Below are 25,992 nucleotides of genomic sequence, written 5' to 3'. Positions count from 1 at the left end.
CTTTCCACTGAAAGCCGGGGGGATGTCTCTTGACGGCGGGTCTGTCCGTCGAGCTCCTGGGCCTGACCTGGGGGAGCGGCGGGCCCGAGGTCGGCCTCCGCCTCCGCCTGGCCGCGATCTAGGCGAAGATGCGCACCGGGTTCTCGATCAGTGCCACGAACTCGGACATCCATCGCGCGGCCACCGTCCCGTCGATCGGCCGGTGGTCGACCGACAGCACGAAGCGGACGGTCGTGCCCGCGACCACGGCGCCGTCGGTGACCACGGGTTCCGCCCTGGCGGTACCGACCGCGAGGATCGACGACTGGGGCGGGTTGATGATGGCCGCGAACTCCTCGACGCCGAACATGCCGAGGTTGGTGACGGTGATGGTGCCGCCCTCCAGCTCGTTCTGGCGCAGCCTGCCCTCGCGCGCCGCCGCCGCGTACCGCCGCGTCGTCTCGGCGACGGCCGCGATCGGCATGGTGTCGACCTCGCGCAGCACCGGTGTGAGCAGGCCGGTGCCGGTCGCGATGGCGACCGAGACGTCCACGTGCGCGTGGCGGCGGACGGCGTCCGGCGTCCACACCACGTTCATTTCGGGCACGAGCAGGTGCGCGCGGGCGACGGCCTTGACCACCATGTCGTTCACGGACACCTTGGGCGCCCCGTCCCGGTTGAGCTGCGCCCGCGCGGCCAGCAGCGCCTCCACGCGGGCGGTTCCCCGGACGTAGAAGTGGGGGGCGGTCTGCTTGCTCTCCACCAGCCGGGCGGCGATCGCCCTGCGGATACGGCTGTGCGGGATCTCGTCGTGGGTGGCGGAGGGGGACGGCGCGGGCGCCGTGTACGGGGGTGGCGCGGCGACGACCGGCGCGGCCGGGGGACCTGCCGGCGAGGGCGGGGTGGCGGATGTGGACGTGGATGACCGCCGGGCCAGGGCCGCCTCGGCCGCCGCCTCGACATCGCGCCTGACGATCCTGCCTCCAGGCCCTGTCCCCGGGATCTGGTCGATCGTCAGGCCCGCCTCGCGGGCGAGCCGGCGGGCGAGCGGGCTGGCGAAGACGCGTCCCCGGGCCGGGTCCCCGTTCGGCGGTGGGTCCGCCTCGACGGCGCCGGGCGGAGCGCCGGTGTCCTGGGACGGGGCGCCCGCGTCCTGAGGTGGGGTGCTCTGGGGTGGGCCGGAGGGGGCGGCGCCGAGCTCGGCGAGCAGCGAGTCGATGTCCCCGGCCTGTTCGCCGGGCGACCCGAGCAGCGCGATCGGGGCGCCGACGTCCACCTCGGTGCCGGCGGGGACGAGCGCCCTGAGGATGATCCCCTCGGACTCCGCCTCGATCTCGATGATCGCCTTGTCGGTCTCGATGACGGCGATGGCGGCGTTGACGGGGAAGGGGGTGTGCTCGGCGATCGGCCATTCGGACACGGTGGCACTGGTGGCGCCGGCCGCCGGCTCTGGCATGCGAAGGAGTGTGGCCATGTTCGTCAGTCCTGGTCCAGGGATCGGCGCTCGGACGCGAGCGGGCCGTCGGCGGTCATGTCCAGAAGCTTGGTGACTACTTCCTCGGTGCGGGCGATGGCGGCGCGTTCGAGGACCTTGCTGATGCTCGGCGACGCCTCGCCGCCGGTCACGCGCTGGACGGGCTGGTCGAGCCAGTCGAAGTAGCGGCGCTGGATCTCGTCGGCGAGCCAGCCTCCGTAGGAGGTGCCGATCGCCCCCTGCTCGACGATGAGGACGTTGTTGGTCTTCCTGACGCTGGCGCCGATCGTGTCCCAGTCGATGCTGGCGCGGTCGAGCCACCGCAGGTCGATGATCTCGGGGTCGAGCCCTTCGAGCTGCTCGGCCGCCTCCAGGCAGTGGGCGACCATCGACAGGTAGGACAGCACGGTGACGTCGGAGCCCGGCCTGCGCACGGCCGCCTTGCCGACCGGGATGTGGTAGTCGAGGTCGTCGGCCGGACCGTCGCCGACGCTCGCGTAGAGGTCGACGTGCTCGATGACCACCACCGGGTCGTCGCACCGCAGGGCGGTGTTGAGCAGGCCCACGTAGTCGAAGGGCGTGCTCGGCGCGACGATGCGCCATCCGGGGGCGGTGGCGAAGATCCCGGCGGGGTCCATCGAGTGCTGGGAGCCGTACCCGGTGCCGGTGCCGACCTTGCTGCGCAGCACGAGAGGCACCGCGTTGTCGCCGCCGAACATGTGCCGCGCCTTGCCGATCTGGTTGAAGAGCTGGTCGGCGGCCACCCAGAGGAAGTCGGCGTACATGAACTCGACGACCGGCCGGTAGCGCAGATCGAGCGCCATGCCCCCGGCGAGGCCCGCGAAGGCGTTCTCGCTGATCGGCGTGCCGAGCACCCGGTCGGGGTAGGCGTCCGCGAGGCCCTTGGTCGCGCCGTTGGTCCCGCCCCTGAGGCGATGGACGTCCTCACCCATCACGACGATGGAGGTGTCGGTGGACATGCGCCGTGCCATCACCTCCGAGACGACGTCGATGAACCTGCGCTGGGCCATGGTCCCGGAGAAGGTGTCCGCCTCCTCGTAGCGGACGCCGGTGCCGAGCTCCGAGAGGTCGCCTCGCACTCCGACGTCGCTGAAGGTGGGCTCCGGCCATTCCTCCGGCCTGATGCGGCGCTGCCCGGGCTTGCCGGCGGGGTCGGGTTCGAGAAGGCCGTCGCCGATGCTCCGCATCGCGGTGTCGGCCCGCTCGGTGGCCCGCTCGACCTCGTCGGAGCTCAGGATGCCACGGCGCGCGAGGCGCTCGGTCATCAGCGTGATGGGGTCGCGCTCCCGCCACCGCTTCTCCTCCTCCTTGGAGCGGTACCCGAAGGCGCTGCCCGGGAAGGGGCCGTTCTGGTGGAAGTACCGGTAAAGGTCGGCCTCGATGACCGTCGGGCCGTTGCCGGCGCGCATGTGCGCCAGGGCCTCCTGCGTGGCCAGGTGGACCGCGAGCGGGTCCATGCCGTCCACGCGCCAGCTCGGGATGGCGAAGCCGAGGCCGCGCACCGAGAGGCGCGGCTCGGCGGTCACCTCGCTGACGTGCGTGGACACCGCGTACTGGTTGTTCTCGATGAAGAAGCACACCGGGAGCGACCAGGCGGCGGCCAGGTTGAGCGTCTCGAGGACGGAACCGATGTTCGCCGCCCCGTCGCCGAAGTAGGCGACCGACACGGCGTCGGTGCGGGCGTGGCGGTGCGCCCAGGCGAACCCGGCGGCCTGCGGAACGCCGCCGCCGACGATGGCGTTGGTCCCCATGGCGCCGGCCTCGCGCCACTGAAGGTGCATCGAGCCGCCACGGCCTCTGCAGAAACCGCGTGACAGCCCGCAGATCTCGGCCAGGGTGCGCGTCAGCACGTCCGTGACGCCCGCCGGCAGTTCCTCGCGTGGATCCCATCCCGCGGGAACGGCGTGCCCGAGCGCCTTGGCGAGGAACTGGTGGTGGCCCCGGTGCGAGCCGGTGATGGTGTCCGAGGACGTCAGGGAGACGATCGATCCGACCGCGCCCGCCTCCTGGCCGATGCTCGAATGCGCCGGGCCGTGCACGAGGCCGGCCGAGGCCAGTTCGAGCACGTACTGCTCGAAGGATCGGATCAGCACGAGCTGGCCGAGCATCGTGCGCAGGAGGCCGGGGTCGGCCGCGTCCCAGTCCGCTTCGGTGGTGGTGAGCTCCACCCAGGGAGAGGGAGCGGCGAGGTCCTGGTGTGAGGTCATGAGGTCTCTCTAGGTAGACAGGCCGTGGCCGGGCGGTTCCGGCTGCGAGAGCGCGAGGGGGGGGTGGCCGAGGACCAGGGTGACGACCGGTCTGCGCGCCCTTCGCCGCTTCTGCGGCTGGTTACAGACCATGACACAAAATGGATCCGATCTCATATGGGCGTTATCTGTTTGTAACGCAGGATTGGGTACTTACCATTGACTTCGTCCACTTTGCGCGACCAAGCTACCGATCCAACGGAGCCGATTGGATCCATAAGACGGATTAGGGCTTCGGATGCGACAGGGTCCGTAACTTCGACGAAACGGGCCCGCAACAGAGTGGAGGTGGATGGGATGGCTGAGCCGGGTACCGCGGGACTTCCGGGGCTCGTCGGCCTGGACCACGTCGGCCTGACCGTGCCCGACCTCGACCAGGCCACCTCTTTCCTCGTCGACGTGCTCGGATGCGAGTACCTCTACTCGCTTGCCCCGCTGTCCGACGACGCCGACTGGATGACCGCTCACCTGAACGTGGACGCTCGCGCCGAAGTGCGCAAGCTGCGGTTCTTCCGCTGCGGCACCCAGCCGGTCTTCGAGGTGTTCGAGTACACGGCCCCCGACCAGAGGCGCACGCCGCCTCGCAACAGCGACGTCGGCGGGCACCACTTCGCCCTCTACGTCCACGACATCGACGCGGCGGTGGCCTACCTGCGGGCACGCGGAGTGACCGTGCTCGGCGAGCCGACGGCGAGCAGCGGGCCGCACAAGGGCCAGCGCTGGGTCTACTTCCTGGCGCCGTGGGGCGCCCAGTTCGAGCTTGTGACCTATCCGCACGGCCGGGCCTGGTACCTGGAACACGAAGGCGAGGAAGTGACCTGATGACAGACGACGCGTCATCGTCCCCCGGCACCGAGCCGGCGCCTGAGGCGGAGGCGGGCGTGGCCAGCCACCGGATCGCCGAGCACCTGCGCGAGCGCATCCTGTCCGGCGCGCTCGGGCCCGGCGCGCGGATCCGGCAGGAGGAGGTCGCCCGCGAGTTCGGCGCGAGCCGGCTGCCCGTACGCGAGGCGCTGCGGATACTGCACTCCCAGGGCCTGGTCACCCTGAAGGCCAACAGCGGCGCGTGGGTCTCGCAGATGGACATGGAGGAGTGCGAGCTCACCTACAAGATCCGCGAGCGTCTTGAACCGCTCGCCCTGGCCGAGAGCATCCCCCACCTGTCCGCCGCCGTGATCGACCGGCTCGACGAGATCCAGGACGAGATCGAGGCGAACAGAAGCATCGACCGTTTTCTGCAACTCGACCGTGAGCTGCACCTTCTGTCCTACTCCGGTAATCCGTACCGGGAGCTCCGGGACATGGTGGAGCGGCTGTGGAACATCACCCAGCCCTACCGGCGCGCCTATGTCGAACGGGCGGGCCACCAGCGGGACTGGGTCATCAACGCCGAGCATCGGTTACTCATCGATGCCATCCGGCGTGCCGACACCACCGACGCCGAGCGGGTGCTGGCCGGCCACATACGCCGTACCCGCATGGCGCTCGTACCGGTCATCGAACCGGGCCCCACGACCGGTGTGTCTGAACCGCCCGGACGAGCGAACGGCGGCGGATCCGCCCCGTCCTTTCGGCCCGGGTCCGTCCGCGACAACTGATCGCAAGGATCACAAGTCCCCCCAGTGCACAGGCAGCGGCGAACCAACGCGCGACCGGCACCCGAACAATGATCTCTTCGAGCAACAGAGCAGGATGAAATGTCACACCACAGCAAGCAGGCCGGTCGTGTGCTGGCCCTTTTCGCGGCGGCCGTCAGCGTAACGGTGACCTCGTGTTCCAGCGGTTCGGCGTCGGGGGGCGCGACCGGGGACACCAAGGCGCAGGTCGGGTACTCCGAGTCCTTCCTGACCGACGCGTTCCAGGTTCAGCTCGTCAAGCAGCTCGGTGACCAGGCCAAGGCGCAGGGTGTCGACCTGCTCCCGGCCGTCAACGCCGACGGCGCGGCGGCCAAGCAGAACGCCGACATCTCGACCCTGCTCGGCCGGGGCGTCAAGGGGCTCATCGTGGTTCCCGTCGACAGCAAGGCCATCGTGCCGGCGATCCAGCGGGCCAACAGCAAGAACGTGCCGGTCGTCTCCGTCGACCTCGGGTCGGACAGCGGCAAGATCACGATGATCGTCCGCGCCGACAACGTCTACATGGGCAAGGCCGCCTGCGAGTACATGGGCAAGCAGCTCGGCGGCGAGGGCAGCGTGCTGAACCTCCAGGGCGACCTCGCCACCCAGAACGGCCAGGACCGCAGCAAGGGCTTCACCGACTGCATGGCCGAGCAGTACCCCAAGGTCAAGGTCGTCTCCAAGCCGATGAACTGGAAGCCCGACGAGTGCGCGACCCAGGCGCAGACGGTCCTGAGCACCCAGAAGATCACCGGCCTGTTCATGGGCAGCGAGTCGGTCTGCCTCGCCGGCGTGCAGAAGGTGCTGCAGAACCAGGGCAAGCTCACCAAGGCCGGCGACGCCGGCCACATCGTGAGCGTGGGCATCGACGGGTCGAAGGCCGCCCTGGACGCCGTTCGGGCCGGCACGCTCGACGCCGTCATCTCCCAGCCGCTGGACCTCTACGCGAAGTACGGCATCCAGTACATCAAGGACGCCATGGCCGGCAAGACGTTCCAGCCGGGCCCGACCGACCACGACAGCACCATCGTCCAGCTTGGCGACTCCCTGCAGGACCTGCTCCCCTCGCCCACGGTCACCAAGGACAACGCCGACGACGCGGCCCTGTGGGGCAACGGCTGATCCCGGCCCGGCACGGGCGTGCCCGCAGCGGGGAGTGGCACGCCTTCGCCGGACGACCGGCGAACCCCTGGAACCCGCGGAAGGAAGGCGCGTAAGCCATGCCACAGGCCATCGTGGTCGACAACGTCTCCAAGGCGTTCGGCCCCACGCAGGCGTTGTCGCAGGTGTCCCTCACCGTCGATCAGGGCGAGTCCCGCGCCCTGATCGGCAAGAACGGGGCCGGCAAGTCGACGCTCATGTCGATCCTCACCGGCCTCACCCAGCCCGACACCGGTTCGATCAAGGTGCTGGCCGGGGACGCGATCGGTGACGCCTCGACGATCGGCTGCGTGTACCAGCGGAGCACGTTGATCCCCGCGGCGACGGCGGCGGAGAACATCGCGCTCATGCGGTACCCGCGCTCGGCGGGCGGGCTCATCCGCTGGCCGGAGGTCATGCGGCGGGCCGTCGCGCTGCTGGACGAGTGGGAGTGCGGGCATCTCGCGGGCACTCCGGTCGAGCAGCTGGAGCCGCTCGAACGCAAGGTCGTCGAGATCTGCCGGGTCCTGTCCCTCGGCCCGAAGGTGCTGCTCCTCGACGAGCCGACCGCGGGCCTGGACCGGGGCGCCTCGCAACGCCTGTTCAACCACATCGAGAGGGCCCGCGCCCGGGGCGTCACCATCATCTACGTCTCCCACCACCTGCACGAGATCTTCGAGGTCTGCGACTCCGTCACCGTCCTGCGGGACGGCGCGGTCGTCGTCACCGGGCGGCTCGACCGGATGACCATGCCCGACCTGGTCGAGGCGATGGTGGGGGAGGCGGCCGTCCCCGGCGCCGTCCCGGGCGCGGTGCGGCGCGACGAGGCCGGGCCGGTGGACGACGGCCGTCCGCCCGTGCTCGTCGCCTCCGGCGTGAGCGTCGCCCCCAAGATCAAGCAGGTCGACCTCGAACTGCGGCCGGGCGAGTGCGTGGGGCTCACCGGGCTCGACGGGGCCGGCCACATGCAGCTCGCCGAGGTCCTCACCGGGCAGCGCCGCGTCGACGCCGGCACCGTCACCCTGGACGGCAGGCCGCTGCCCCTCGGCGACATCCGAGGCTGCATCCTCGCCGGGGTCGGGTTCACCCCGGAGGACCGGCACATCAGCGGCTACGTGCCCGCGATGAGCGTGGCCGAGAACGCGACGCTCGGGATCATGCCGAGGTTCGTCAACCGCTTCCGGCTGATCAGCTCCAAGCGGCGGGACGCGTTCTACCGCCGGCTCGCGGACGAGTGGAGCATCAAGGCCCACGGAGCGTCGCAGGCCACCGAGGAGCTCAGCGGCGGCAACCAGCAGAAGGTCGTGCTGGCCCGTTCGGTCGCCGCCGAGCCGAGGGTCCTGGTCCTCACCAACCCCACGGCGGGCGTCGACGTGTCCGCCAAGAAGTCGATCTACACGACGATCGACGAGCTGAAGCGCAAGGGACAGGCCGTGCTGATCGTGACCTCCGACGACGGTGACCTGGAGGTCTGCGACCGCGTCGTCGCCATGCTCCAGGGAGAGGTGTCCGCCGAACTGCGCCCGCCGTTCAACGAGAGCATGATCGCCGCCGCCGTCCAGGGCAGCGGCACGGCCGCCGAGGCGGACCGACGTCTCTCCTCCGGAGAAGGAGATCAACAGTGAGTACACCGGCACCGAAGAAGCTGCTCCAGGAGAGAGCGCCCGTCCGCGCCGAACCGGCCGAGCGACCACGGACGGCAGCACGGCGCACCCGCCGGGCCGTCGACCCGGTGGTGCTCGCGCTCATCCCCATCATCGTCGTCGCGATGATCGTGGGCACGGTCGTGAGCCCCGCGTTCCTCACAACCACCAACATCATCGACAACATCATCACGACGTCCGCCGTGCTCGGCGTGCTCGTCATCGCCGAGAGCCTGATCCTGATCAGCGGCTACTTCGACCTGTCGCTGCAGTCGACCGTGGGCTTCGCGCCGATGCTGCTCGCCGTCCTGGTCTCCAGCACCGCCGACAACGGCCTCGGCCTGCCGTTCGCGGTGGCGATCCTCATCGCGATCCCCGCCGTGCTGCTGATCGGGCTGGCCAACGGGTTCATGATCGCCAAGCTGAAGCTCAACGCGTTCATCGTGACGCTGGCGATGCTGATCCTGCTGCAGGGCCTGACCATCGGGCTGTCCGGCGGGCAGACCTACGCGGTGCTTCCCCGGGCCATGACCTACCTCGGCGACGGCGTCATCCTCGGCCTTCCCGTCCAGGCATGGATCTTCGTGCTCGCCTTCGCCGCCGCGTTCGTGTTCATGGAGTACACCCCGACCGGCCGCAGCCTGTACGCCATGGGCGGCAACCACGAGGCGGCCCGCGCCGCCGGCATCCGCACCACCCGGCTGACGATCGGCGTCGTGCTGGCCGGCAGCATCCTCGCGGCGGTCGCGGGGCTGATGCTGACCGGCCGCATCGCGTCGGTCACGGCCAACCAGGGCGACAACCTGATCTTCACGGTGTTCGCCGCGGCGGTCATCGGCGGCATCAGCCTCAACGGCGGCCGGGGCAACCTGATCGGCGCAGGGCTCGGCGTGATCCTGCTCGGCATCATCCAGAACATCCTCACGCTGTCGAACGTCCCGTCGTTCTGGATCAACGCCGCCTACGGCGCGATCATCCTCGCGGCGCTGCTCATCGGCTGGCTGTCCTCGCACCGCTTCTCCGGCCCGAGGCGTGCCGGATGAGCGCCACGGCCCCGAACGGCGACTGGCCGACCGGCGTGATGTCGGCCCTGGTGTTCAGCGCGCCGGGCATCCTCACGGTCGAGGGCGTGCCGGTGCCGGCCCCGGCCGAGGGGCAGGTCCTGGTACGCGTCCAGTACCTCGGGATCTGCGGCACCGACGTCCACCTGCTCGACGGCACCAGCGCGTATGTGGTCGGCGGCCTCACCAGCTTCCCGATCCGCTTCGGCCACGAGTGGGCCGGCGAGGTCGTGGCGGCCGGGCCGTCCGTCCCGTCCGACCTGGTCGGCCGGCGGGTGGTCGGCGAGCCGTTCCTCTCGTGCGGGCAGTGCCTGACCTGCCGGGGCGGCCACTACAACCTCTGCCCGAACCGGTACGAGCTCGGCGTGCGGGGCGGCGTGCCCGGCGCGGCGGCGCACTTCCTGCGCATCCCCGCGGCGAACGTCCACGTCATCCCGCCGGAGGTCGAGACCGCGCACGCGCTCCTCGGCGAGCCGCTGGTGACGGTGCTCAACGCCTACGAGCGGGCCGCCGTACAGCCGGGGGAGGCCGTCGCCGTGCTCGGCACGGGCACCCTCGGCCTGCTCGCGGTGCAGGTCGGCGCGGCGATGAACTGCCCGGTCGACGTCATCGGCATCGACCCCGAAGGGCTCGCCGCCGCGCGCGAGTTCGGCGCCCGCGCCGTCATGACGCCGGACCAGGCTCCCGGTGACGCCTATCCGGTGGTGATCGAGGCGACCGGCGCGGCGAGCATCGGCCCGCTGCTGACGCGGATCGCCGGGATCGCCGGCCGCATCCTGCAGGTCGGGATCCCCGGCCGGCCGGTGGACGGCGTCGACCTCGCGGCCTTCGTCAGCAAGGGACTCCAGCTCTCCGGCGTCCTCGGCGGGGTCCACCTGATGCCCCGGGCGCTGCACATGATCGCCACCGGGGCGGTACGCCCGGCGGCGCTCATCGAGCAGGTGCTACCCGTCGCGGAAGCGCGGCACGCCTTCGACCGCATGCGCGAGCCCGGACGGCCCCGGCCCAAGCTCGTCGTCGACCTGTCGGACCTGCGCGCGTCGACCTCCCCCACTGAGGAACCGGCGGCGTCATGAGCATCGGATGGATCGGAACAGGCCGGATGGGCGGCGCCATGGTGCGGCGGCTCCTGCAGGCCGGGCACCACGTGACGGTCTGGAACCGCACACCGGAACGGGCCGAGCCGCTGCGGGCCGCCGGCGCGGACGTCGCCGCCGACCCCAGGGACCTGGCCGGACGCGACGTGGTCATCACGAGCCTCGCGGCCTCCGCCGACCTGGAAGAGGTCGCCGAGCGGATCCTCGCCGGCCCGTCGCGCCCGCCCCTTCTGGTCGACACCTCCACGGTCTCGCTGGAGGCATCACGCCGGGTACGGGAGGCGGCGGCGCCGGCCGGCGTGCCGTTCCTGTCCGCCCCCGTCAGCGGCAACCCCTCCGCCGTCGAGGCGGGCACGGCGTCGTTCGTGTGCTCCGGCTCCCGCGAGGCCTTCGAACGGGCGCGGGGCGTGCTGGAGACCATCGGCCGCAAGGCCACCTACGTCGGCGGGCAGGACGAGGCGCGGCTGCTGAAGATCTGCCACAACCTGCTGCTCGGCGTGACGACGCAGGGCCTCGCCGAGGTCGTCGTGCTGTGCGAGAGCCTCGGCGTCGACCGGGACGTCTTCATGGAGTTCATCAACGACAGCGTCGTGGGCTCGACCTTCACCCGCTACAAGACCGACGCCATCAGCCGCCTGGACATGACGCCGACGTTCACCTCCCGCCTTCTGCTGAAGGACCTCGACCTCGGCCTGCACGAGGCGTCGTCCCGGCAGGTGCCCATGCCGGTCATCGGCCTGGTCCGCACGCTGCTGCTGTCAGCCATCGCCCAGGGATACGGCGAGCTGGACTTCCTGTCGCTGCTCACCGTCCAGGCCCGGGCCGCGGGCCTCGAACCGTCCGAGGGACGCCGGCCCGCCACAGGTCCGACCGATCAGATCGAGGAGCCTTCATGACAACGACGACGAACCCCCACACGATCGACCCGCGTGCCATCGGCGCGCCCGGTCACATGTCGGTGGACTTCGAGACACGCGTCGACTTCACCCGGCTGCGCGACTACCGCCTCGCACGCGCCCGCGCCGCCCTGGAGAACTCCGACCTCGGCGCCATGCTCGTCTTCGACGTGAACAACATCCGCTACCTGACCGGCTCGGTCATCGGCGAGTGGTCGCGCGACAAGATGACCCGCTACGCGCTGCTGGTACGCGGGCGCGAGCCGGTGCTGTGGGACTTCGGCTCGGCCGCCAAGCACCACAGGCTCTACGCTCCGTGGCTGCTGCCCGAGAACTGCCGCGCCGGCATGGTGGGCCTGCGCGGCGCGGTGGCCCCCGAGGTCGGCCTGTTCACCCGGGCCGTGCAGGAGATCCGTGACCTGCTCGTCGAGGCCGGGCAGCAGGACGCCCCCGTCGGCGTCGACATCGCCGAGCCGCCGATGATGCTGGCCATGCAGCAGGCGGGCCTCACCGTGGCCGACGGCCAGCAGGTGATGCTGGAGGCCCGGCAGATCAAGAGCATGGACGAGATCCTGCTGCTGTCGCAGGCCGCCGCGATGGTCGACGGCGTCTACCAGCGGATCTCGGACGCGCTCAAGCCGGGCATCCGGGAGAACGACCTGGTGGCCCTCGCCAACGCCTACCTCTACGAGATGGGCTCCGACGACGTCGAGGCGATCAACGCGGTGTCGGGGGAGCGGTGCAACCCGCACCCGCACAACTTCACCGACCGCATCATCCGCCCGGGCGACACCTGCTTCTTCGACATCATCCAGTCCTACAACGGCTACCGGACCTGCTACTACCGCACGCTGAACGTCGGCTCGTCGACCCCCTCGCAGCGCGACGCGTACACCAAGGCCCGCGAGTGGATCGATGCCGCGATCGAACTGGTCAAGCCGGGCACCTGGACCGACGAGATCGCCAAGGCGTGGCCCACCGCCCAGGAGTTCGGCTTCGCCTCCGAGATGGAGGCGTTCGGGCTCCAGTTCGGCCACGGGCTCGGGCTCGGCCTGCACGAGCGGCCGATCATCTCGCGCCTCAACTCGATCGAGCACCCGGTCAGGATCGAGGAGGGGATGGTCTTCGCACTGGAGACCTACTGCCCGGCCTCCGACGGCGCGTCCGCGGCGCGCATCGAGGAGGAGGTCGTCGTGACCTCGCAGGGGGCCAAGGTCATCACGCTGTTCCCCGCGCAGGAACTGTTCGTCGCGAACCCGTACTGACACCGGGCCGCCACACCCTTCCCGAGGAGCCAACCCCGATGACGCACCATGACCTGCTGGCCACCTGCTGGACGACGGCCGGCGACGCCGTCCCCCTGCCCGGCCGGGACGCCAGCCCGCTACCGCTGCCCGCCCGCGTCGAGCAGGCGGCCCGAGCGGGGTTCACCGGCTTCGGGCTGATGCACGTCGACCTTGAGGCCTTCCTTCGCACGTCGGACCTGCCGACGCTGCGTAAGGTACTCGACGACAACGGCATCACGACGCTCGAGCTGGAGTTCCTCACCGACTGGTGGAAGGACGAGCCCGAACGCCACGAGTCCGACCGCACGCTGAAACTCCTGGTGGAGGCCTCGGAGGCACTGTCCCCGCACCACGTCAAGGTCGGGCCGGACATCACGGGCGGCCCGTTCGAGCGCGACCGCTGGGCGGCGGGATTCCACCGGGTCTGCGAGGCGTTCGCGGCGGCCGGGACCACCGTCGCGCTGGAGTTCATGCCGTTCTCCAACATCGACACCCTCGCGCGGGGCCTCGACCTGGTGAGGACCGCCGGCCACCCGGCGGGCGGCCTGATGGTCGACCTGTGGCACGTCGAGCGCGGCGGCGCGACCCTGGAGGAGCTCGCCCAGGTGCCGCTCGCGCTCATCAAGGGCGTGGAGCTCGACGACGGCGACGCCCAGCAGGTCGGGGACGGCTACACCGACACCGTCCTGCGGCGGCGGCTGTGCGGCCAGGGCTCCTTCCGGGTCGCCGAGTTCATCAACGTCATGCGCGACATCGGGTGGACCGGGCCCTGGGGCGTCGAGATCCTCTCCGAAACCTACCGGACGCGCCCCCTGGAATCCGCCGTCGCCGAGGCGTACGCCACGGCGGCCGGGCGGTTCGACGCCGCCGACGCGGCACGCGAGACCAACGGAAAGGAATAGGCAATGCGGCTGGCGGACAAGATCTGCATCGTCACCGGCGCCGCGAGCGGCATCGGCAGGGCCACGGCGGAACGATTCGCGCGGGAGGGGGCCCTGGTCTACGCCGCCGACATCGCGGCCGGCCCCCGCGACGAGGACCGCGTCTTCCACAGGAAGCTCGACGTCTCCGACCTTCCCGCCTGGGCGGGCCTGGTCGAGGAGATCGACGGCAGGCACGGGCGCGTCGACGTGCTGTTCAACTGCGCCGGCTTCGTCGGCTCCTACGACTCGCTGACCGAGATCCCCCTGGACGTCTGGCACCGCATCGTCGCCACCAACCAGACCGGCGTCTTCTACGGCATGCGCTCGGTCATCCCCGTCATGCGGCGGGCCGGAGCGGGGGCGATCGTCAACATGTCCTCCGCGTGGGGCCTCATCGGCTCGGCCGGCGTCGCGGCGTACCAGGCGTCCAAGGGCGCCGTGACGGTCATGACCAAGAACGCGGCGATCTCCTACGCGGCCGACGGCATCCGGGTCAACTCGGTGCACCCTGGCCTGATCACCACGCCGATGACCGACGCCCAGGACCCGGAGATCTCGGCGGAGCTGGTGCGGCAGACCCCGCTCGGCCGGGCCGGCAGCGCCGCCGAGGTCGCCAACGCCGTGCTGTTCCTCGCCTCGGACGAGGCGTCCTTCATCACCGGGGCGCAACTCGTTGTCGACGGCGGCCTGATCGTCCACTGAGGAGGGCTGATGACGACGACCTACGACGCGGGCGCCGCGCGCCGGGCCGTGGTGGTCCACCAGGGCGCGGGCGGCATCACGGTCAGCTGCGACCTGCTGCCGACGCCACCGTGGCCGCCGACGCCGTGCGCGTCCGGCCCGACTATGTCGGCATCTGCGGATCGGACCTGGAACAGATTTTCGGAGTGATGGACCCGGGCTTCGAGGTGGAGTTCCCGCACGTGCTCGGCCACGAGTGGTCCGGCGTGGTCGTCGAGGCCGGCGCGCGCGTCTCCCGGTTTCGCCCCGGCGACCGCGTGATCGGCCACGGCTCGCTCGGCGGCAACATCTGGTTCGGCGTGTCCACCGACGGCGCCATGGCGGACACCTTCACCGTGCCAGAGGCGATGTGCTTCGCGGTGCCACCCGCGGTCTCGTCGCTGCGCGCCGCCCTGGTCGAACCGCTCGCCTGCTGCCTGCAGGGGCTGCGCACCGCCGGGGGAGCCGACGCCGGGCACACCGTCGCGGTCCTCGGATGCGGCGCGATCGGGCTGTCCATGGTCGGCCTGGTCCGGAGCCTGGGCGCGCGGGTCGTCGCCGTCGATCCCAGCGGCGAGCGGCTCAGGATCGCCGATGCGCTCGGCGCGGACCACTGTGTCCAGGTCTCCGAGGGGGAGGACACCGCGGCGCGCGTCCTGCGGGCCCTCGGCGGGCGGGGCGCGGACCTGGTCGTCGAGGCGTCGGGCGCGCCCTCGGCGCAGGCCGCGGCCTTCGACGTCACCGCGCGGGACGCCCGGCTGCTGTTCATGGGCCTGTCACACCGGTGCTCGGCCCAGGTCTCCCTGCACCAGATCCAGAACCACAATCTGCGAGTGCTCTCGTCCACCGGAGCCCCGCCGCACATCTGGGAGCCGGCGCTGCGGCTGCTCGACCGCACCGGGCTCGACCTCGAACCGCTGGTGTCCGACGTGTTCGCGTTCGAGGACTGCGCCGCCGCCCTTTCGGCCGCGCGGGACTCGGCCGGGCACGCCAAGGTGATGCTCAGCCCGGACGGCGGGCGGCGTCCGTGAGCACCTCGCACCTGTTCACGCCGCTGACCGTCCGGGGCGCGACCTTCCGCAACCGTGCCTGGGTGTCGCCGATGTGCCAGTACTCGGCCGTGGACGGCGTCGTGGGGGACTGGCACCTCGTGCACCTGGGATCGCTCGCGAGCGGCGGCGCCGGCCTGATCGTCGCGGAGTCGACCGGCGTCACCCCGGCGGGCCGGATCAGCCCCCACTGCGCCGGACTGTGGTCCGACGAGCAGGCCGAGGCGTGGGCGCGTGTCGTGCGGTACGCGCACAGCCAGAAGACGCCGCTGGGTATCCAGCTCTCCCACGCCGGGCGCAAGGGGTCGACCTCGACGCCGTGGACGGGCGAGGTGTGGGTGCCGCCCGCGGAGGGCGGCTGGCCCACGCTGGCGCCCTCCGCAGTTCCCTACGGCGACCTGCCCGCGCCGGCGGCCATGACCCTCGGCGACATCGACGCCACCCGGCGGGCCTTCGCCACCGCCGCCGTACGGGCCCTGCACGCGGGGTTCGACGTCGTGGAGCTGCACGCCGCCCACGGATACCTGCTGCACGAGTTCCTCTCCCCGTTGAGCAACCGGCGGCAGGACCGGTACGGCGGGTCCTACGAGAACCGGATGCGGTTCCCCCTCGAAGTCGCCGCCGCGGTGCGCGAGGAATGGCCCGCGGACCGCCCGCTGTTCGTCCGCGTCTCGGTCACCGACTGGGTGCCGGGCGGGTGGGACCTGGAGTCGTCGATCGGATTCGCCCGCAGGCTGGCCGGCCTGGGCGTCGACCTCGTCGACTGCTCCTCGGGCGGGCTGGTGCCCGACGCCGAGATCCCCGCCGACGGGGCGTACCAGAGCGACCTGGCCCACGCGGTGCGCGAGGGCGCGGGGGTGCGTACGGCGGCCGTCGGCAGGATCACCGAGCCGGAACAGGCGGAGGAGATCATCGGCTCGGCCAAGGCCGACGCGGTCCTGCTCGGCAGGGCCATGCTCCGCGACCCCCGCTGGGCCTTGCGGGCCGCGAGCGCGGTGGGGGCCGCCGTGCCGTGGCCCGTGCAGTACGAGCGTGCCAAGCCGGGGCACCGGCGCATCGATTCACAAGAGCTGGAGGCGTCGTGAAGTACAGGTCCGAGCTGTTCATCGGTGGCGAATGGGTCGAGGGGACCTCGACCATACCTGTGAGAGACCCGGCGCTCGACGAGACCATCGCCGAGGTGGCCGTCGCGGGCGAGAAGGAGTGCGCCCAGGCGGTCGACGCCGCCTCCTCGGCGCTCGGGCCCTGGGCCGCGCGTGCCCCGAGGGAACGAGCCGAGATCCTTCGGCGGGCCTTCGAGCTGATGACCGCGGAGGCCGGTCAGATCGCCGAGCTCATCGTCCGCGAGAACGGCAAGGTGCTCGCCGACGCCAAGGCCGAGGTGACCTACGCCGCCGAGTTCTTCCGCTGGTTCGCCGAGGAGGCCGTCCGGATCCAGGGCGACTACCGCCTCGCGCCGGGAGGCGACAAGCGCATCATCGTCACCCACCAGCCGGTCGGCGTCTCGCTGCTCATCACCCCGTGGAACTTCCCCGCCGCGATGGCCACCCGCAAGATCGGGCCGGCGCTCGCGGCCGGATGCTCGGTCGTGCTCAAGCCCGCCACCGAGACCCCCCTCACCGCGTTGGCGATCGCCGACGTCCTGCGGCGCGCGGGGGTCCCCGACGGCGTGGTCAACGTCGTCGTCGCCGCCCCGACCGCCCAGCGCGTCCGCGAGATGCTGCACGACCCGCGCGTCACCAACCTGTCGTTCACGGGATCGACCGAGGTGGGGAGGGTCCTGCTGCACGAGGCGGCCGACCAGGTCGTGCGGACGTCGATGGAGCTCGGCGGCAACGCGCCGTTCCTGGTGCTGGCCGGGGCGGACGTCACCGCCGCCGTTCAGGGCGCGATGGTGGCCAAGCTGCGCAACGGCGGCGCGGCCTGCACGGCGGCCAACCGCTTCTATGTCCACCGTTCCGTCGCGAAGGAGTTCACCTCGGCCCTCGCGCACGCGATGGCGGGGCTGAAGGTCGGACCCGGGCTCGACCCGTCCAGCGAGATCGGCTCGCTGGTGTCCACCGCCGAGCGCGGGAAGGTCGCCGAGCTGGTCGACCGTGCCACCGGAGCGGGCGCGCGGCCCGTGGCCGGCGGCTCGGTCCCGGCCGGGCCGGGCGCGTTCTACCCTCCGACGGTCCTCGCGGACGTCGCGCCGGACGCGGACATCCTCGACGTCGAGATCTTCGGGCCGGTCGCCCCGATCGTGACGTTCGACGACGACGAGGAGGCGGTGGCCCGCGCCAACGGCACCCCCTTCGGGCTCATCAGCTACGTCTACTCCGGCGACCTGCGCCGAGGGCTTCAGGTCGCCGACAGGCTCGAATCCGGCATGGTCGCCGTCAACCGGGGCGTGCTGTCCGACCCGGCCGCCCCGTTCGGCGGATACAAGCAGAGCGGCCTCGGACGCGAGGGCGGATTCGACGGCATCCACGAGTTCCTGGAGACCAAGTACATCGCCGCCGATGTGTGACGCACGACCCCATAACACCCGAATGGAGCGACAATGCAGGTGAACCTCGAAGGACGCAAGGTCCTCGTGACCGGAGGCGCCTCCGGCATCGGCGCGGCCGTCGTCCGCGCCATGCTCGCCGAAGGCGCCGACGTGGTCGCCGCCGACCATGACGAGAAGCTGCTGGCCGAGCTGGCGAGCGAGACAGAGGCGCTCGGCGGCGCCTTCAGCCCGGCCCATGCCGACCTGTCCACCCTGACCGGCTGCGAGACGGCCGTCGGAGTCGCGCTCGACATCCTCGGCGGCCTCGACATCCTGGTCAACAATGTCGGCTCCGGCGCGGTCCGGACCTTCGACCAGCTCACCGATGACGAGTGGCTGCACACCATGAACCTCAACTTCATGAGCTACGTGCGAGTCAGCCGGGCCGCGCTGCCGCACCTGCGCGCCTCGCGGAACTCCCCGACGATCATCAACAACGCCTCCGACCTGGCCCGGCAGCCCGAGACCCAGCCCATCGACTACGCCGCTTCCAAGGCCGCAGTCCTCGCGGTCACCAAGGGACTGGCCCGCGCCGAGGGCCCGCACATCCGCGTCAACGCCGTGGCCCCCGGGCCCATCTGGACGCCGTTCTGGACCAAGCCGGGAGGCTTCGCCGACACCCTGTCCGAGCTGCACGGCCTGGAGCCGATGGCGGCCGTCGAGCACGAGATGCGGCTACGGCAGCTCCCCCTCCACCGGCTCGGCACGCCCGAGGAGGTGGCCAACGTGATGGTGTTCCTGGCCAGCCCGCTGTCGTCGTTCGTGACCGGATCGGTGTGGGGCGTCGACGGCGGCAGCGTCCGCGCCCTCTACTGAGCACCGGCTTCGCGGCACCTTCTGTCAGTCCTTCTGCGGGCGGGAAGGGGCGATCGGAGTGCTGGTCCACCATGTCCGCATGCGACCGGCGCCGCTTTCAGAAACGTGCCGCGATCAGGCTTCGCTGTGTTCATGAGGTGTGAGGGCGCGCCGGGTTCCGGCCTCAATCTGGGCTGGGTTCAGAGTCCGTGGACCGTGGTGACGTCCGCGAGCCCGGAGATGGACAGCACGGGGGCCAAGAGAGAGTTGGCGACGAGTTCGATGCCAGAGGCATGGGCGAACAGCACGGTCAGACCGGCGCTGTCGAGGTACTCGACGGCGCTCAGGTCGACGAGGAGCGGAGCGTCACCGTTGGCGGCTCGGGTGATGGCGGCGTCGAATTCGCCGGCGTTGCTCATGTCGATCTCACCGCGGACGACCAGGACCGGGGTGCCGTCCGGGCGTCGTGAGGTGGCCAGAGTCAGGGATGTGGTCATGGGGTGATCCTCGCGTGCATGTGGACGGTGGTGCCGGCAGTGCCGGGCTGGATGGTGACCTGCTGCATCAGGGCGTGCATCAGGGCGATTCCCCGGCCGCGGTGGGTGTTGGCCTCGGGGTGCGGGGTCTTCCAGCGGCCACTGTCGGACACGGTGAGATGCAGGTCGGCCGACGTGGCGACCGCCCGCAGGCGAACCGTATGGCCCACGGCGTCGCGGTGGCCGTGCTCGATCGCGTTGGCGCAGGCCTCGCCCACCGCCACCAAGACGTTCTGGATGACCGAGGGGCTGAGCTCGCAACGGCTCAGCCAGTCGCGCAGAGCCATACGTACGGGGGCAAGCTGGCTGGATTCGGCGGGGAAGGCCACCTCGAGCGGCGCGGGCTGCCGGTAGAGCAGTAGAGCGACGTCGTCGCTGTAGCCGTTGTCCGGCGTCATCCGGTTCATGACCTGGGTGGCCAGGTCCTCGATCGGAGTGGCGCGGCCGTCCTGGACCGCCGCGCCGGCCTCGTCGATGCCGGCCGTCAGCGGACGCCGGCGGCGCTCGACCAGGCCGTCGGTGTACAGCAGCAGCGTGGACCTGGCCGGCATGGTGTACTCGGCGTCCGGCCTGGCCGGGTCCGGCTTGACCGCCAGCGGGGTGGAGCGCCCCCCGTCCAGGAGCCGGGTGGTCCCGTCGGCGTGGACCAGGATGCCGGGAGGATGGCCGGCGCTCGAGTAGACGAGGTGGCCGCTCGTGGTGTTCAAGACGCCGCAGAAGACGGTGGTGCACTTGGCGCCGGGGACCAGGGCGGCGAACCGGTCGAGTGCCGTCAGCACCTGCGCGGGGCCGGCCTCCTGGAGTAGCAGGGCGCGGCAGGCGCTGCGCAACTGTCCCATGACGGCCGCGGCTTCCAGCCCTCGGCCCACGCAGTCGCCGACCACGATGCCGACGCGGTCGCCGGACAGCGGCACGATGTCGTACCAGTCGCCGCCGACCTCAAGGGGTCGGGTGGCCGGCTCGTAGCGTACGGCGAAGCCGGCGGGCAGCCGCGACGGGCCGAGGATGGCGCGCTGCAGGGCCACGGCGGCCTCGCGCTGCTGGTCAAGCTGGTGTGCCCGGTGCAGCCCCTGCCCGAGGTGTCCGGTCAGCAGCGCCAGCAGGGTCTGGTCCTCGGTGGTGAAGGGCCGGTTCTGGCCCAGGTCGATCCAGAGAACCAGCAGCCCGCCGGGGTGCTCCAGGGTGATGCCGGCGCCGTCCGCCTGGTTCGCGATCGGACGCAGTGGCGGGCACTCCCGCAGTGCCTCGAGCCGCTCGCGGATGTCCTCCGGCACGTCCTGCCACCCGGCCCCTGGGTCCGTGGAGGTCAGCCCGGGTTCCCCGGCGCCGCTCCACAGGGCGGCCAGGACCTGCCTGGCGTGCCAGACCTCCCGCAGGGACGCGAGCGCCTCTGCCAGGGTCTCGGAAAGGGTGCCCGCCTCGGACATCCGCATGCTGAGGGCGGCCAGGGCCGTCTCGCGCTGCACGAGGTAGTGCTCGGCGGTGACGTCACGCAGCGTGCCCACGATCCTTCGCCCGCCGGTGCCGGGGTCCGTGACGTCGTTGAAGGTGGCCGTCACCCAGATCTGGTGCCCTTCGCCATGGGTGACGGGCACCACGCAACTGCCCCTGCCTTCGCTCACCAGCCGGGCGAACGCCTCGGCGACCATGCGGTGCGCCTGCGGGTCGTCGGCCTCGCTCGGCCACCAGGGATGCAGCGGGGTGTACGGCAGGCCCTCGGGGCCGTAGCCCAGGATGTCGGTGAACGCCGCGTTGATCTCGATGACCGCACCGGTCTCGTCGGTGACGAAGAACGCCTCCTGCAGGGAGTCGATCATCGCGGTGCGCCATCGGGCGTGGTGGGTGCGCATCCGCGCCAGCTCCACGTTCGCCCGTACGCGCGCGAGCAGTTCGGCGGAGGAGAACGGTTTGACCAGGTAGTCGTCCGCGCCCGCCTCAAGGCCCTCGATCGAGGCCTCCTGCCCGGCCCGGGCCGACAGCAGCAGCACCGGGACATCGGCGGTGCGCGGGTCGGCCCGTAACGCGGCCACCAGTTGAAGGCCGTCCAGGCGCGGCATCATCACGTCGCTGATGAGCAGGTCGGGAGCGTCGGCGCGGACCGCCTCAAGGGCGGACCGGCCGTCCGTGACCACGCTGACCTGGTAAGCCGGCCGCAGCAGGCGCGTGAGGTAGTCGCGCATGTCGGCGTTGTCGTCGGCGACCACCACCCGGGGCAGGGCAGCCTCGGGGGACCCGTGCGGGTGCGCCGCGCCGGAGGCCGTGGCGGCGGCCGGCACCGCCCCCCGCGGGTCGTCATCGCCGGGCAGCCAGCGCAGGGCCTCTTCGACGAACGGATCGGCGGTGGCCGACACCCCGTCCGCCGCGCCGGCTGGGACCAGGCTGTCGGCGGGCAGGTGCTCGTGGCCGAAGGGCACGCGGATGGTGAAGGTGGTTCCCTCACCCTCGGCGCTGCCGGCGGTGATGCTGCCGCCGTGCAGGCCGACCAGCTCCCTCACCAGCGCGAGCCCGATGCCGCTGCCCTCGTTGGAGCGCGATCTCGCGCTCTCGATGCGATGGAAACGCTCGAACAGCCGCGGCAGCTCGTGCTCGGGCACGCCGATGCCGGTGTCGGCGACCGTGACGACCGCGTGCCCATCCTCGGCGCGCAGCGCGACCCGGATGGACCCTTCGAAGGTGAACTTCAGCGCGTTGCTGAGCAGGTTGAGTACGACCTTCTCCCACATGCTCCGGTCGATGTACACCGGCTCGGGCAGCGGCGGGCAGTCGACATCGAAGGCGAGCCCGGCCTTCTCGATCGCGGACCGGAAGACGCTGGCGAGCTCGGCGGTGACGGAGTCCAGGTCCGCCGGCTCGTAACGGGCCTGCATCCGCCCGGCCTCGATGCGGGAGAAGTCCAGCAGGGTGTTGACGAGCTTGCCCAGGCGCAGGCCGTTGCGGTGGACGACCTCCAGGTCCTCGCGTACCTTCGGGCCGGCGCCGGCCAGCTCGCCCCGCAGTTCCTGCACCGGTCCCATGATCAGAGTCAGCGGGGTGCGGAACTCGTGGCTGATGTTGGAGAAGAACGCGGTCTTCGCCCGGTCGAGCTCGGCCAGCTCCTCGGCGCGGCGCTGCTGGAGCTGGTAGGCCACGGCAGCGTTGACCAGCGCGGCGGACTGGCGGGCCACCAGCCCGAGGAACGACTCGTACGCCTCGTCAAGAGCCCGGCCGGCGCAGGCCGCGAGCATGATCACCCCGACCGTCTGACCCCCGGTCTCGCCGGCCAGCGGCAGCACCATGGCCTGCGTCGGCGGCGTCTGCCAGCCCCCCGCGGGCAGGTGCCCGAACCGCTCTACCACGTCCGTCAGCACCACCGGCTGCTCGGTGCGCAGCACCTGCTCCGCCGGCCAGCCGCCCGGGCCGTCCGCCAGCGGGGTGAGGGCCGCACCTTGCGGGCTCGTGGCGGTGAGTACCAGGTCGTCGCTGCCGGGGCGGCGCAGGTAGATGGCCGAGAACGGCACGTCCCGTCCCGCTCGCTCCAGGACCTCGCCCACCAGCTGGCACGCCTCGGCGACGCTGCGGGCTCGGCCTGCCTGGGCGCCAAGGTCCTGCAGCACCGCCAGGCGGCGCTCACCGATGACCCGTTCGGTGGTGTCGCTGACCGCCGTGAAGACTCCCCGCACGGTGCCGTCGTCGTCGTGCAGCGGGCTGTAGGAGTACGTCCAGTACGTCTCCTCCCAGTAGCCGTGCCGGTTCATCGGCAGCAGCAGGTCCTCCGACCAGGTCGCCTCGCCCGAGGCCATCACCGATCGCAGCATCGGGCCGATGGTGTGCCAGATCTCCGTCCACACCTCGTCGCCGGGCTTCGCCAGGGCGGGGTGCTTGGAACCCAGCAGCGGCAGGTAGGCGTCGTTGTAGAGGAACCGAAGCTCCTCCCCCCACCACACGATCATGGGGAACCGCGAGGTCAGGCAGATCCGGCAGGCGGTGCGCAGGCTCGTCGGCCAGGTCTCCGGCTCGCCCATGGAGGTGCCGGACCACGGGTAGGCGCGCATCCGCCGGGCCATCTCGCTGGCGCCGGGGAACATCAGGTCCATGGACCGGCCGCCCTCTGAAGACATCGGTTCCGCTGCCCGCCCATCGCTTCGCGTTCTTCCCCTCTGAGTGGCCGGGGGCACCGGCTCGCCGATCGCAGAGGAACACTCCAACGGTTTCGTAGGATAAGGCAAATCGCTCACAGGACACCGCTCCGTCCCTCAGGGGTGCGGAGCGCAATGCGCGGAAGGAGCCCGAGGTCAACACCGTCGATGAAGCGCCGGCGCCACACCGCACCGCGGTCCCCGGTGTCCTGCGGCCCGACGACGGGTTCACCGTCATCCCCGCCACCGCCGACGGCCTTCTCACCACGGTGCACAACCTGATCGCCGCCCTCGGTGAGAGGGTCTCGGACGACACCGCGGTCCTCGCCCCATCCGCGTCGCCCAGTCGACCGCCGTACTCCTCCAGGAGCCTTGGTGCAGCATGATCACGGTTTGACCGTCGCACTCCAGAGCCATCCCGCCGGTCCCCGCTTGGTGGTCGTCGGCGGTGACCTCGACCACCACACCACCCCGCGCCTGCGTGCCGCCCTGGACGAGCTCTCTTTCGGTCCCGGCCCGGGGCTGGTCATCGACCTGTCGGCCCTGAAGTTCTGCGACTCCACCGGCATCGCCGCGCTGGTGGCCGCCCACCAGCGCGCCGAGGGCTCTGGAATGGCTCTGGTCCTGGCCGGGCTCGATCCCGACATCGCCCACATCTTCTACATCATGGGCCTGGACCGGCTGTTCTCTTTCTCCGACACCGTGGAAGAGGCCGTGACCAGCCTGTCCTCCTGACCCGCGCCACCGCGCCCACGCGACCCCGTACCGCAGGTCCCGGCCGCGTTACACCGGCGCGGACGAGCCGCGCGGTGAGGGCGTGCACCGACGCGGGAGCGATGTCGGCGGTGATCACGGCCCCGGCTGGTCGGCCAGCGGCGAGGCGCCCGGTCGTCAGGGGGTGAAGATCTCCTGGAACTTCACGATCTTGCCCTTGTACACGGTGATGAGCGCCGGACGCCGACCGGACCTCAGGCGGGAGGTGACCACCTTGCTCGAACAGCGCTTGTCGCCCAAGCCCTTGTGGTCCACGGTCACCTCCGTGCCCTTGCACCCGGTGGCGCTGTAGTACGCGAGCTTCGCCGAGACGGGGGAGGCGTAGGCGGTGACGTCGCCCTCGGGCGGGCCGGTGAACCATCCTTCGGTGTTGCCGGTCTTGTCCTTCACCCACTTGATCGGCGTGTACTCGGCCACCCCGGCCTTGTAGTGCGTGACCCAGCCGCGCAGGATGCCGTCGTGCCGCGTGCTGATCCGCCTGGTGAAGTCGTGGTGCGGATCGGTCTGGAAGGACGTCCCGAATATCTTGGGCTGCTTGAACTTCGGGATGGTGGCGGCGTCGGCGGCGACCGCCCCGGCGACCAGCGTGGCGGCGACCGTGGCGGCGACCGTCGTGGTCCGGAAGAGAACGCTGAGAGACGCCGAGGGCTTCGCGGAAGGCTTCATGACAGATGAGACTGTCAGAGCTGGCATTTGGTTGGCGCATCCGGTGATCGTTCGAAATCCGCGTGGGGGAGGCAAGGCCGCGACTCCCGACAAGAGCTGCACCGTCTGCGGCGCGGACGCTCAGTAGCGGACGGAGCTCTGCGCCAGCGGGGGATAGACGGTCGACGGGTCTCCGTCCACCGTGGCTCCGGCGAACTGCAACATCGCGCGCGACGCGCCGTGCATCGGTGCCGGGTAGTTCAGGGTCGGGGCCGACACCTCGTCCAGTACCCGGAGGTGCTCCGGGCTGAGGGGCACTTCCAGGGCGGTGAGGTTGTCCTTGAGATGTTCCATGCGCCTGGCGCCGAGGATGGGCACGACGGTGCCTTCACGGGCGCGCAGCCAGGCCAGCGCCACCGCCGCGGACGTGGTCCCGAGTTCGCCGGCGATCGCGGCGACGGCGTCGATGACCGCGAACTCCTCCTCGCTGGGGCCGCCGACGAAGGCCGTGCGGGCGGAGTCGGTGACCTGTGCACCGCGCCGGTACTTGCCCGACAGGAAACCGTTCTTCAGCGGGCTCCAGGGAACCAGCGCCATGCCCTGGTCGAGCGCGAGCGGCGCGAGTTCGCCCTCGACGGTGCGGGCCAACAGCGAGTACTCGACCTGCAGCGCGATCAGCGGCGTCCAGCCCTTCAGCAGTGCCGTCGTCTGGGCCTGTGCGGTGACCCAGCCCGGGGTGTTGGAGAACCCGATGTAGCGGATCTTTCCGGCTCGGACGAGGTCGTCGAGGGTGCGCAACGTTTCCTCGATCGGAGTGTGCCGGTCCCAGTTGTGCAGCCAATACAGGTCCAAGTAATCGGTGCGCATCCGGCGCAGGGTCTCGTCGAGCTGGGCAATGATCGACGAGCGGCCCGCACCGCCACCGTTTGGGTCACCGGGGAAGAGGTTGCCGAAGAATTTCGACGCCAGCACCACACGCTCACGCCGGCCGGGGTGGGCGGCGAACCAGTCCCCGAGGATCTTCTCGGAGTGGCCGTTGGTGTAGAAGTTCGCGGTGTCGATGAAGTTCCCTCCCAGATCGAGGTAGGTCGCCAAGATCTTCTCTGACTCCTCGACGCTGCACCCGGCGGCCCCCGGATCCTCTCCGAAGGTCATGGCTCCGAGCGCGAACGGGCTGACCCGCAGCCCCGACCTGCCGAGGGTGACGTAGTGATCGAGCGGCATGAACGCTCCTCCTTGTGTGTCGGAATGTCCCCACCATGCAAGCGCGATCCGCGTGGTGCGCGGTAGACCGATCCGCGCCGGAGCTTGCACAATCCTCTCGATTTCGCCTGGATCGGGCTTGCCGCAGCGAGGTCGCGGATGCTTCCGCGACCGGGCCCCCGGGCCGGGATCGCGATCCCGGCCACGAGTACCGGCGCCCGACGAGACGTACGATCTTCGTCC

22 protein-coding genes are annotated in these 25,992 nt (G+C 71.0%); 16 read left to right on the top strand and 6 right to left on the bottom strand.

Translation table 11 applies throughout. The features are described 5' to 3' along the window. Positions 1-118: 118 nt before the first annotated feature. Together OG589_RS17535 and OG589_RS17530 are read right to left on the bottom strand one after the other, a co-directional pair. Positions 119-1,435 (bottom strand): dihydrolipoamide acetyltransferase family protein, encoded by a 1,317-nt coding sequence (locus tag OG589_RS17535; protein ID WP_405150339.1) that lies wholly within the window; start codon positions 1,433-1,435, stop codon positions 119-121. Between the two features lie 23 nt (positions 1,436-1,458). After that, a complete protein-coding gene (locus OG589_RS17530; RefSeq protein WP_405150337.1) occupies positions 1,459-3,681 on the bottom strand; it encodes a thiamine pyrophosphate-dependent enzyme in 2,223 nt (740 codons plus the stop codon). A gap of 336 nt (positions 3,682-4,017) precedes the next feature. On the opposite strand from OG589_RS17530, the gene OG589_RS17525 reads away from it, so the two are divergent. From OG589_RS17525 to OG589_RS17455, 15 genes are all read left to right on the top strand, one after another. Beyond that, positions 4,018-4,542 (top strand): VOC family protein, encoded by a 525-nt coding sequence (locus tag OG589_RS17525; RefSeq protein ID WP_405150335.1) that lies wholly within the window; start codon positions 4,018-4,020, stop codon positions 4,540-4,542. Then, positions 4,542-5,318 carry a GntR family transcriptional regulator gene (locus OG589_RS17520; RefSeq protein WP_405150333.1) on the top strand — a complete coding sequence of 259 codons (777 nt, stop codon included), beginning with the start codon at positions 4,542-4,544 and terminating at the stop codon, positions 5,316-5,318. Before OG589_RS17525 ends, OG589_RS17520 begins: the two co-directional genes overlap by 1 nt. A 99-nt stretch (positions 5,319-5,417) precedes the next feature. After that, a complete protein-coding gene (locus tag OG589_RS17515) occupies positions 5,418-6,458 on the top strand; it encodes a sugar ABC transporter substrate-binding protein (protein ID WP_405150331.1) in 1,041 nt (346 codons plus the stop codon). A 98-nt stretch (positions 6,459-6,556) separates the two neighbouring features. Further along, the gene (locus tag OG589_RS17510; RefSeq protein WP_405150329.1) at positions 6,557-8,101 is read left to right on the top strand and encodes a sugar ABC transporter ATP-binding protein; all 1,545 of its coding nucleotides are present in this window, start codon (positions 6,557-6,559) and stop codon (positions 8,099-8,101) included. After that, positions 8,098-9,162 carry an ABC transporter permease gene (locus tag OG589_RS17505; RefSeq protein WP_405150327.1) on the top strand — a complete coding sequence of 355 codons (1,065 nt, stop codon included), beginning with the start codon at positions 8,098-8,100 and terminating at the stop codon, positions 9,160-9,162. The genes OG589_RS17510 and OG589_RS17505 overlap by 4 nt, the downstream gene beginning before the upstream one ends. Then, positions 9,159-10,256 carry a zinc-binding dehydrogenase gene (locus OG589_RS17500; protein ID WP_405150326.1) on the top strand — a complete coding sequence of 366 codons (1,098 nt, stop codon included), beginning with the start codon at positions 9,159-9,161 and terminating at the stop codon, positions 10,254-10,256. The genes OG589_RS17505 and OG589_RS17500 overlap by 4 nt, the downstream gene beginning before the upstream one ends. Then, positions 10,253-11,173 (top strand): NAD(P)-dependent oxidoreductase, encoded by a 921-nt coding sequence (locus tag OG589_RS17495; protein ID WP_405150324.1) that lies wholly within the window; start codon positions 10,253-10,255, stop codon positions 11,171-11,173. The genes OG589_RS17500 and OG589_RS17495 overlap by 4 nt, the downstream gene beginning before the upstream one ends. After that, on the top strand, positions 11,170-12,438 hold the full coding sequence (locus tag OG589_RS17490) for a M24 family metallopeptidase (protein ID WP_405150322.1): 1,269 nt from the start codon (positions 11,170-11,172) through the stop codon (positions 12,436-12,438). Before OG589_RS17495 ends, OG589_RS17490 begins: the two co-directional genes overlap by 4 nt. A 38-nt stretch (positions 12,439-12,476) precedes the next feature. Continuing rightward, complete coding sequence (locus OG589_RS17485) at positions 12,477-13,361, top strand: sugar phosphate isomerase/epimerase family protein (protein WP_405150320.1); 885 nt, start codon at positions 12,477-12,479, stop codon at positions 13,359-13,361. Between the two features lie 3 nt (positions 13,362-13,364). Then, complete coding sequence (locus OG589_RS17480) at positions 13,365-14,084, top strand: SDR family NAD(P)-dependent oxidoreductase (protein WP_405150318.1); 720 nt, start codon at positions 13,365-13,367, stop codon at positions 14,082-14,084. Positions 14,085-14,093: 9 nt separating this feature from the next. After that, on the top strand, positions 14,094-14,273 hold the full coding sequence (locus OG589_RS17475) for a hypothetical protein (RefSeq protein WP_405152269.1): 180 nt from the start codon (positions 14,094-14,096) through the stop codon (positions 14,271-14,273). Beyond that, positions 14,195-15,133: a zinc-binding dehydrogenase gene (locus OG589_RS17470; RefSeq protein WP_405150316.1), complete on the top strand. Its 939-nt coding sequence runs from the start codon at positions 14,195-14,197 to the stop codon at positions 15,131-15,133. Before OG589_RS17475 ends, OG589_RS17470 begins: the two co-directional genes overlap by 79 nt. Next, positions 15,130-16,236, top strand: a complete 1,107-nt coding sequence (locus tag OG589_RS17465; protein WP_405150314.1) for an NADH:flavin oxidoreductase/NADH oxidase — start codon at positions 15,130-15,132, stop codon at positions 16,234-16,236. The genes OG589_RS17470 and OG589_RS17465 overlap by 4 nt, the downstream gene beginning before the upstream one ends. Next, positions 16,233-17,660: an NAD-dependent succinate-semialdehyde dehydrogenase gene (locus tag OG589_RS17460; protein ID WP_405150313.1), complete on the top strand. Its 1,428-nt coding sequence runs from the start codon at positions 16,233-16,235 to the stop codon at positions 17,658-17,660. The genes OG589_RS17465 and OG589_RS17460 overlap by 4 nt, the downstream gene beginning before the upstream one ends. 33 nt (positions 17,661-17,693) lie before the next feature. Further along, positions 17,694-18,497 carry an SDR family NAD(P)-dependent oxidoreductase gene (locus tag OG589_RS17455; protein ID WP_405150311.1) on the top strand — a complete coding sequence of 268 codons (804 nt, stop codon included), beginning with the start codon at positions 17,694-17,696 and terminating at the stop codon, positions 18,495-18,497. Between the two features lie 179 nt (positions 18,498-18,676). Here OG589_RS17455 and OG589_RS17450 read toward each other — a convergent pair whose 3' ends face one another. Both OG589_RS17450 and OG589_RS17445 read right to left on the bottom strand, forming a co-directional pair. After that, a complete protein-coding gene (locus tag OG589_RS17450; protein ID WP_405150309.1) occupies positions 18,677-18,973 on the bottom strand; it encodes an STAS domain-containing protein in 297 nt (98 codons plus the stop codon). Further along, positions 18,970-23,085 (bottom strand): SpoIIE family protein phosphatase, encoded by a 4,116-nt coding sequence (locus OG589_RS17445; RefSeq protein ID WP_405150307.1) that lies wholly within the window; start codon positions 23,083-23,085, stop codon positions 18,970-18,972. The genes OG589_RS17450 and OG589_RS17445 overlap by 4 nt, the downstream gene beginning before the upstream one ends. A 435-nt stretch (positions 23,086-23,520) precedes the next feature. On the opposite strand from OG589_RS17445, the gene OG589_RS17440 reads away from it, so the two are divergent. Next, positions 23,521-23,862, top strand: a complete 342-nt coding sequence (locus tag OG589_RS17440) for an STAS domain-containing protein (RefSeq protein ID WP_405150305.1) — start codon at positions 23,521-23,523, stop codon at positions 23,860-23,862. A 156-nt stretch (positions 23,863-24,018) separates the two neighbouring features. Here the strand turns inward: OG589_RS17440 and OG589_RS17435 are convergent, their stop codons facing one another. Both OG589_RS17435 and OG589_RS17430 read right to left on the bottom strand, forming a co-directional pair. Then, positions 24,019-24,567, bottom strand: a complete 549-nt coding sequence (locus tag OG589_RS17435; RefSeq protein WP_405150303.1) for a hypothetical protein — start codon at positions 24,565-24,567, stop codon at positions 24,019-24,021. 120 nt (positions 24,568-24,687) lie between these two features. Next, positions 24,688-25,770 (bottom strand): aldo/keto reductase, encoded by a 1,083-nt coding sequence (locus tag OG589_RS17430; RefSeq protein ID WP_405150301.1) that lies wholly within the window; start codon positions 25,768-25,770, stop codon positions 24,688-24,690. Positions 25,771-25,992: the final 222 nt, after the last annotated feature.

Origin of the sequence: Sphaerisporangium sp. NBC_01403 (assembly GCF_045040145.1) — a bacterium.
GTDB classification, from domain to species: Bacteria; Actinomycetota; Actinomycetes; order Streptosporangiales; family Streptosporangiaceae; genus Sphaerisporangium; species Sphaerisporangium viridialbum.
The sequence above is the reverse complement of the archived record's forward strand: the minus strand, read 5'-3'. Positions and strand labels throughout refer to the sequence as shown.

Bases quoted from the DNA above. Each gene is read 5' to 3' on its own strand.
- OG589_RS17535 (WP_405150339.1), bottom strand. From the start codon at position 1,435: ATGCCAGAGCCGGCGGCCGGCGCCACCAGTGCCACCGTGTCCGAATGG.
- OG589_RS17530 (WP_405150337.1), bottom strand. From the start codon at position 3,681: ATGACCTCACACCAGGACCTCGCCGCTCCCTCTCCCTGGGTGGAGCTC.
- OG589_RS17525 (WP_405150335.1), top strand. From the start codon at position 4,018: ATGGCTGAGCCGGGTACCGCGGGACTTCCGGGGCTCGTCGGCCTGGAC.
- OG589_RS17520 (WP_405150333.1), top strand. From the start codon at position 4,542: ATGACAGACGACGCGTCATCGTCCCCCGGCACCGAGCCGGCGCCTGAG.
- OG589_RS17515 (WP_405150331.1), top strand. From the start codon at position 5,418: ATGTCACACCACAGCAAGCAGGCCGGTCGTGTGCTGGCCCTTTTCGCG.
- OG589_RS17510 (WP_405150329.1), top strand. From the start codon at position 6,557: ATGCCACAGGCCATCGTGGTCGACAACGTCTCCAAGGCGTTCGGCCCC.
- OG589_RS17500 (WP_405150326.1), top strand. From the start codon at position 9,159: ATGAGCGCCACGGCCCCGAACGGCGACTGGCCGACCGGCGTGATGTCG.
- OG589_RS17495 (WP_405150324.1), top strand. From the start codon at position 10,253: ATGAGCATCGGATGGATCGGAACAGGCCGGATGGGCGGCGCCATGGTG.
- OG589_RS17490 (WP_405150322.1), top strand. From the start codon at position 11,170: ATGACAACGACGACGAACCCCCACACGATCGACCCGCGTGCCATCGGC.
- OG589_RS17485 (WP_405150320.1), top strand. From the start codon at position 12,477: ATGACGCACCATGACCTGCTGGCCACCTGCTGGACGACGGCCGGCGAC.
- OG589_RS17480 (WP_405150318.1), top strand. From the start codon at position 13,365: ATGCGGCTGGCGGACAAGATCTGCATCGTCACCGGCGCCGCGAGCGGC.
- OG589_RS17475 (WP_405152269.1), top strand. From the start codon at position 14,094: ATGACGACGACCTACGACGCGGGCGCCGCGCGCCGGGCCGTGGTGGTC.
- OG589_RS17455 (WP_405150311.1), top strand. From the start codon at position 17,694: ATGCAGGTGAACCTCGAAGGACGCAAGGTCCTCGTGACCGGAGGCGCC.
- OG589_RS17450 (WP_405150309.1), bottom strand. From the start codon at position 18,973: ATGACCACATCCCTGACTCTGGCCACCTCACGACGCCCGGACGGCACC.
- OG589_RS17445 (WP_405150307.1), bottom strand. From the start codon at position 23,085: ATGGACCTGATGTTCCCCGGCGCCAGCGAGATGGCCCGGCGGATGCGC.
- OG589_RS17435 (WP_405150303.1), bottom strand. From the start codon at position 24,567: ATGAAGCCTTCCGCGAAGCCCTCGGCGTCTCTCAGCGTTCTCTTCCGG.
- OG589_RS17430 (WP_405150301.1), bottom strand. From the start codon at position 25,770: ATGCCGCTCGATCACTACGTCACCCTCGGCAGGTCGGGGCTGCGGGTC.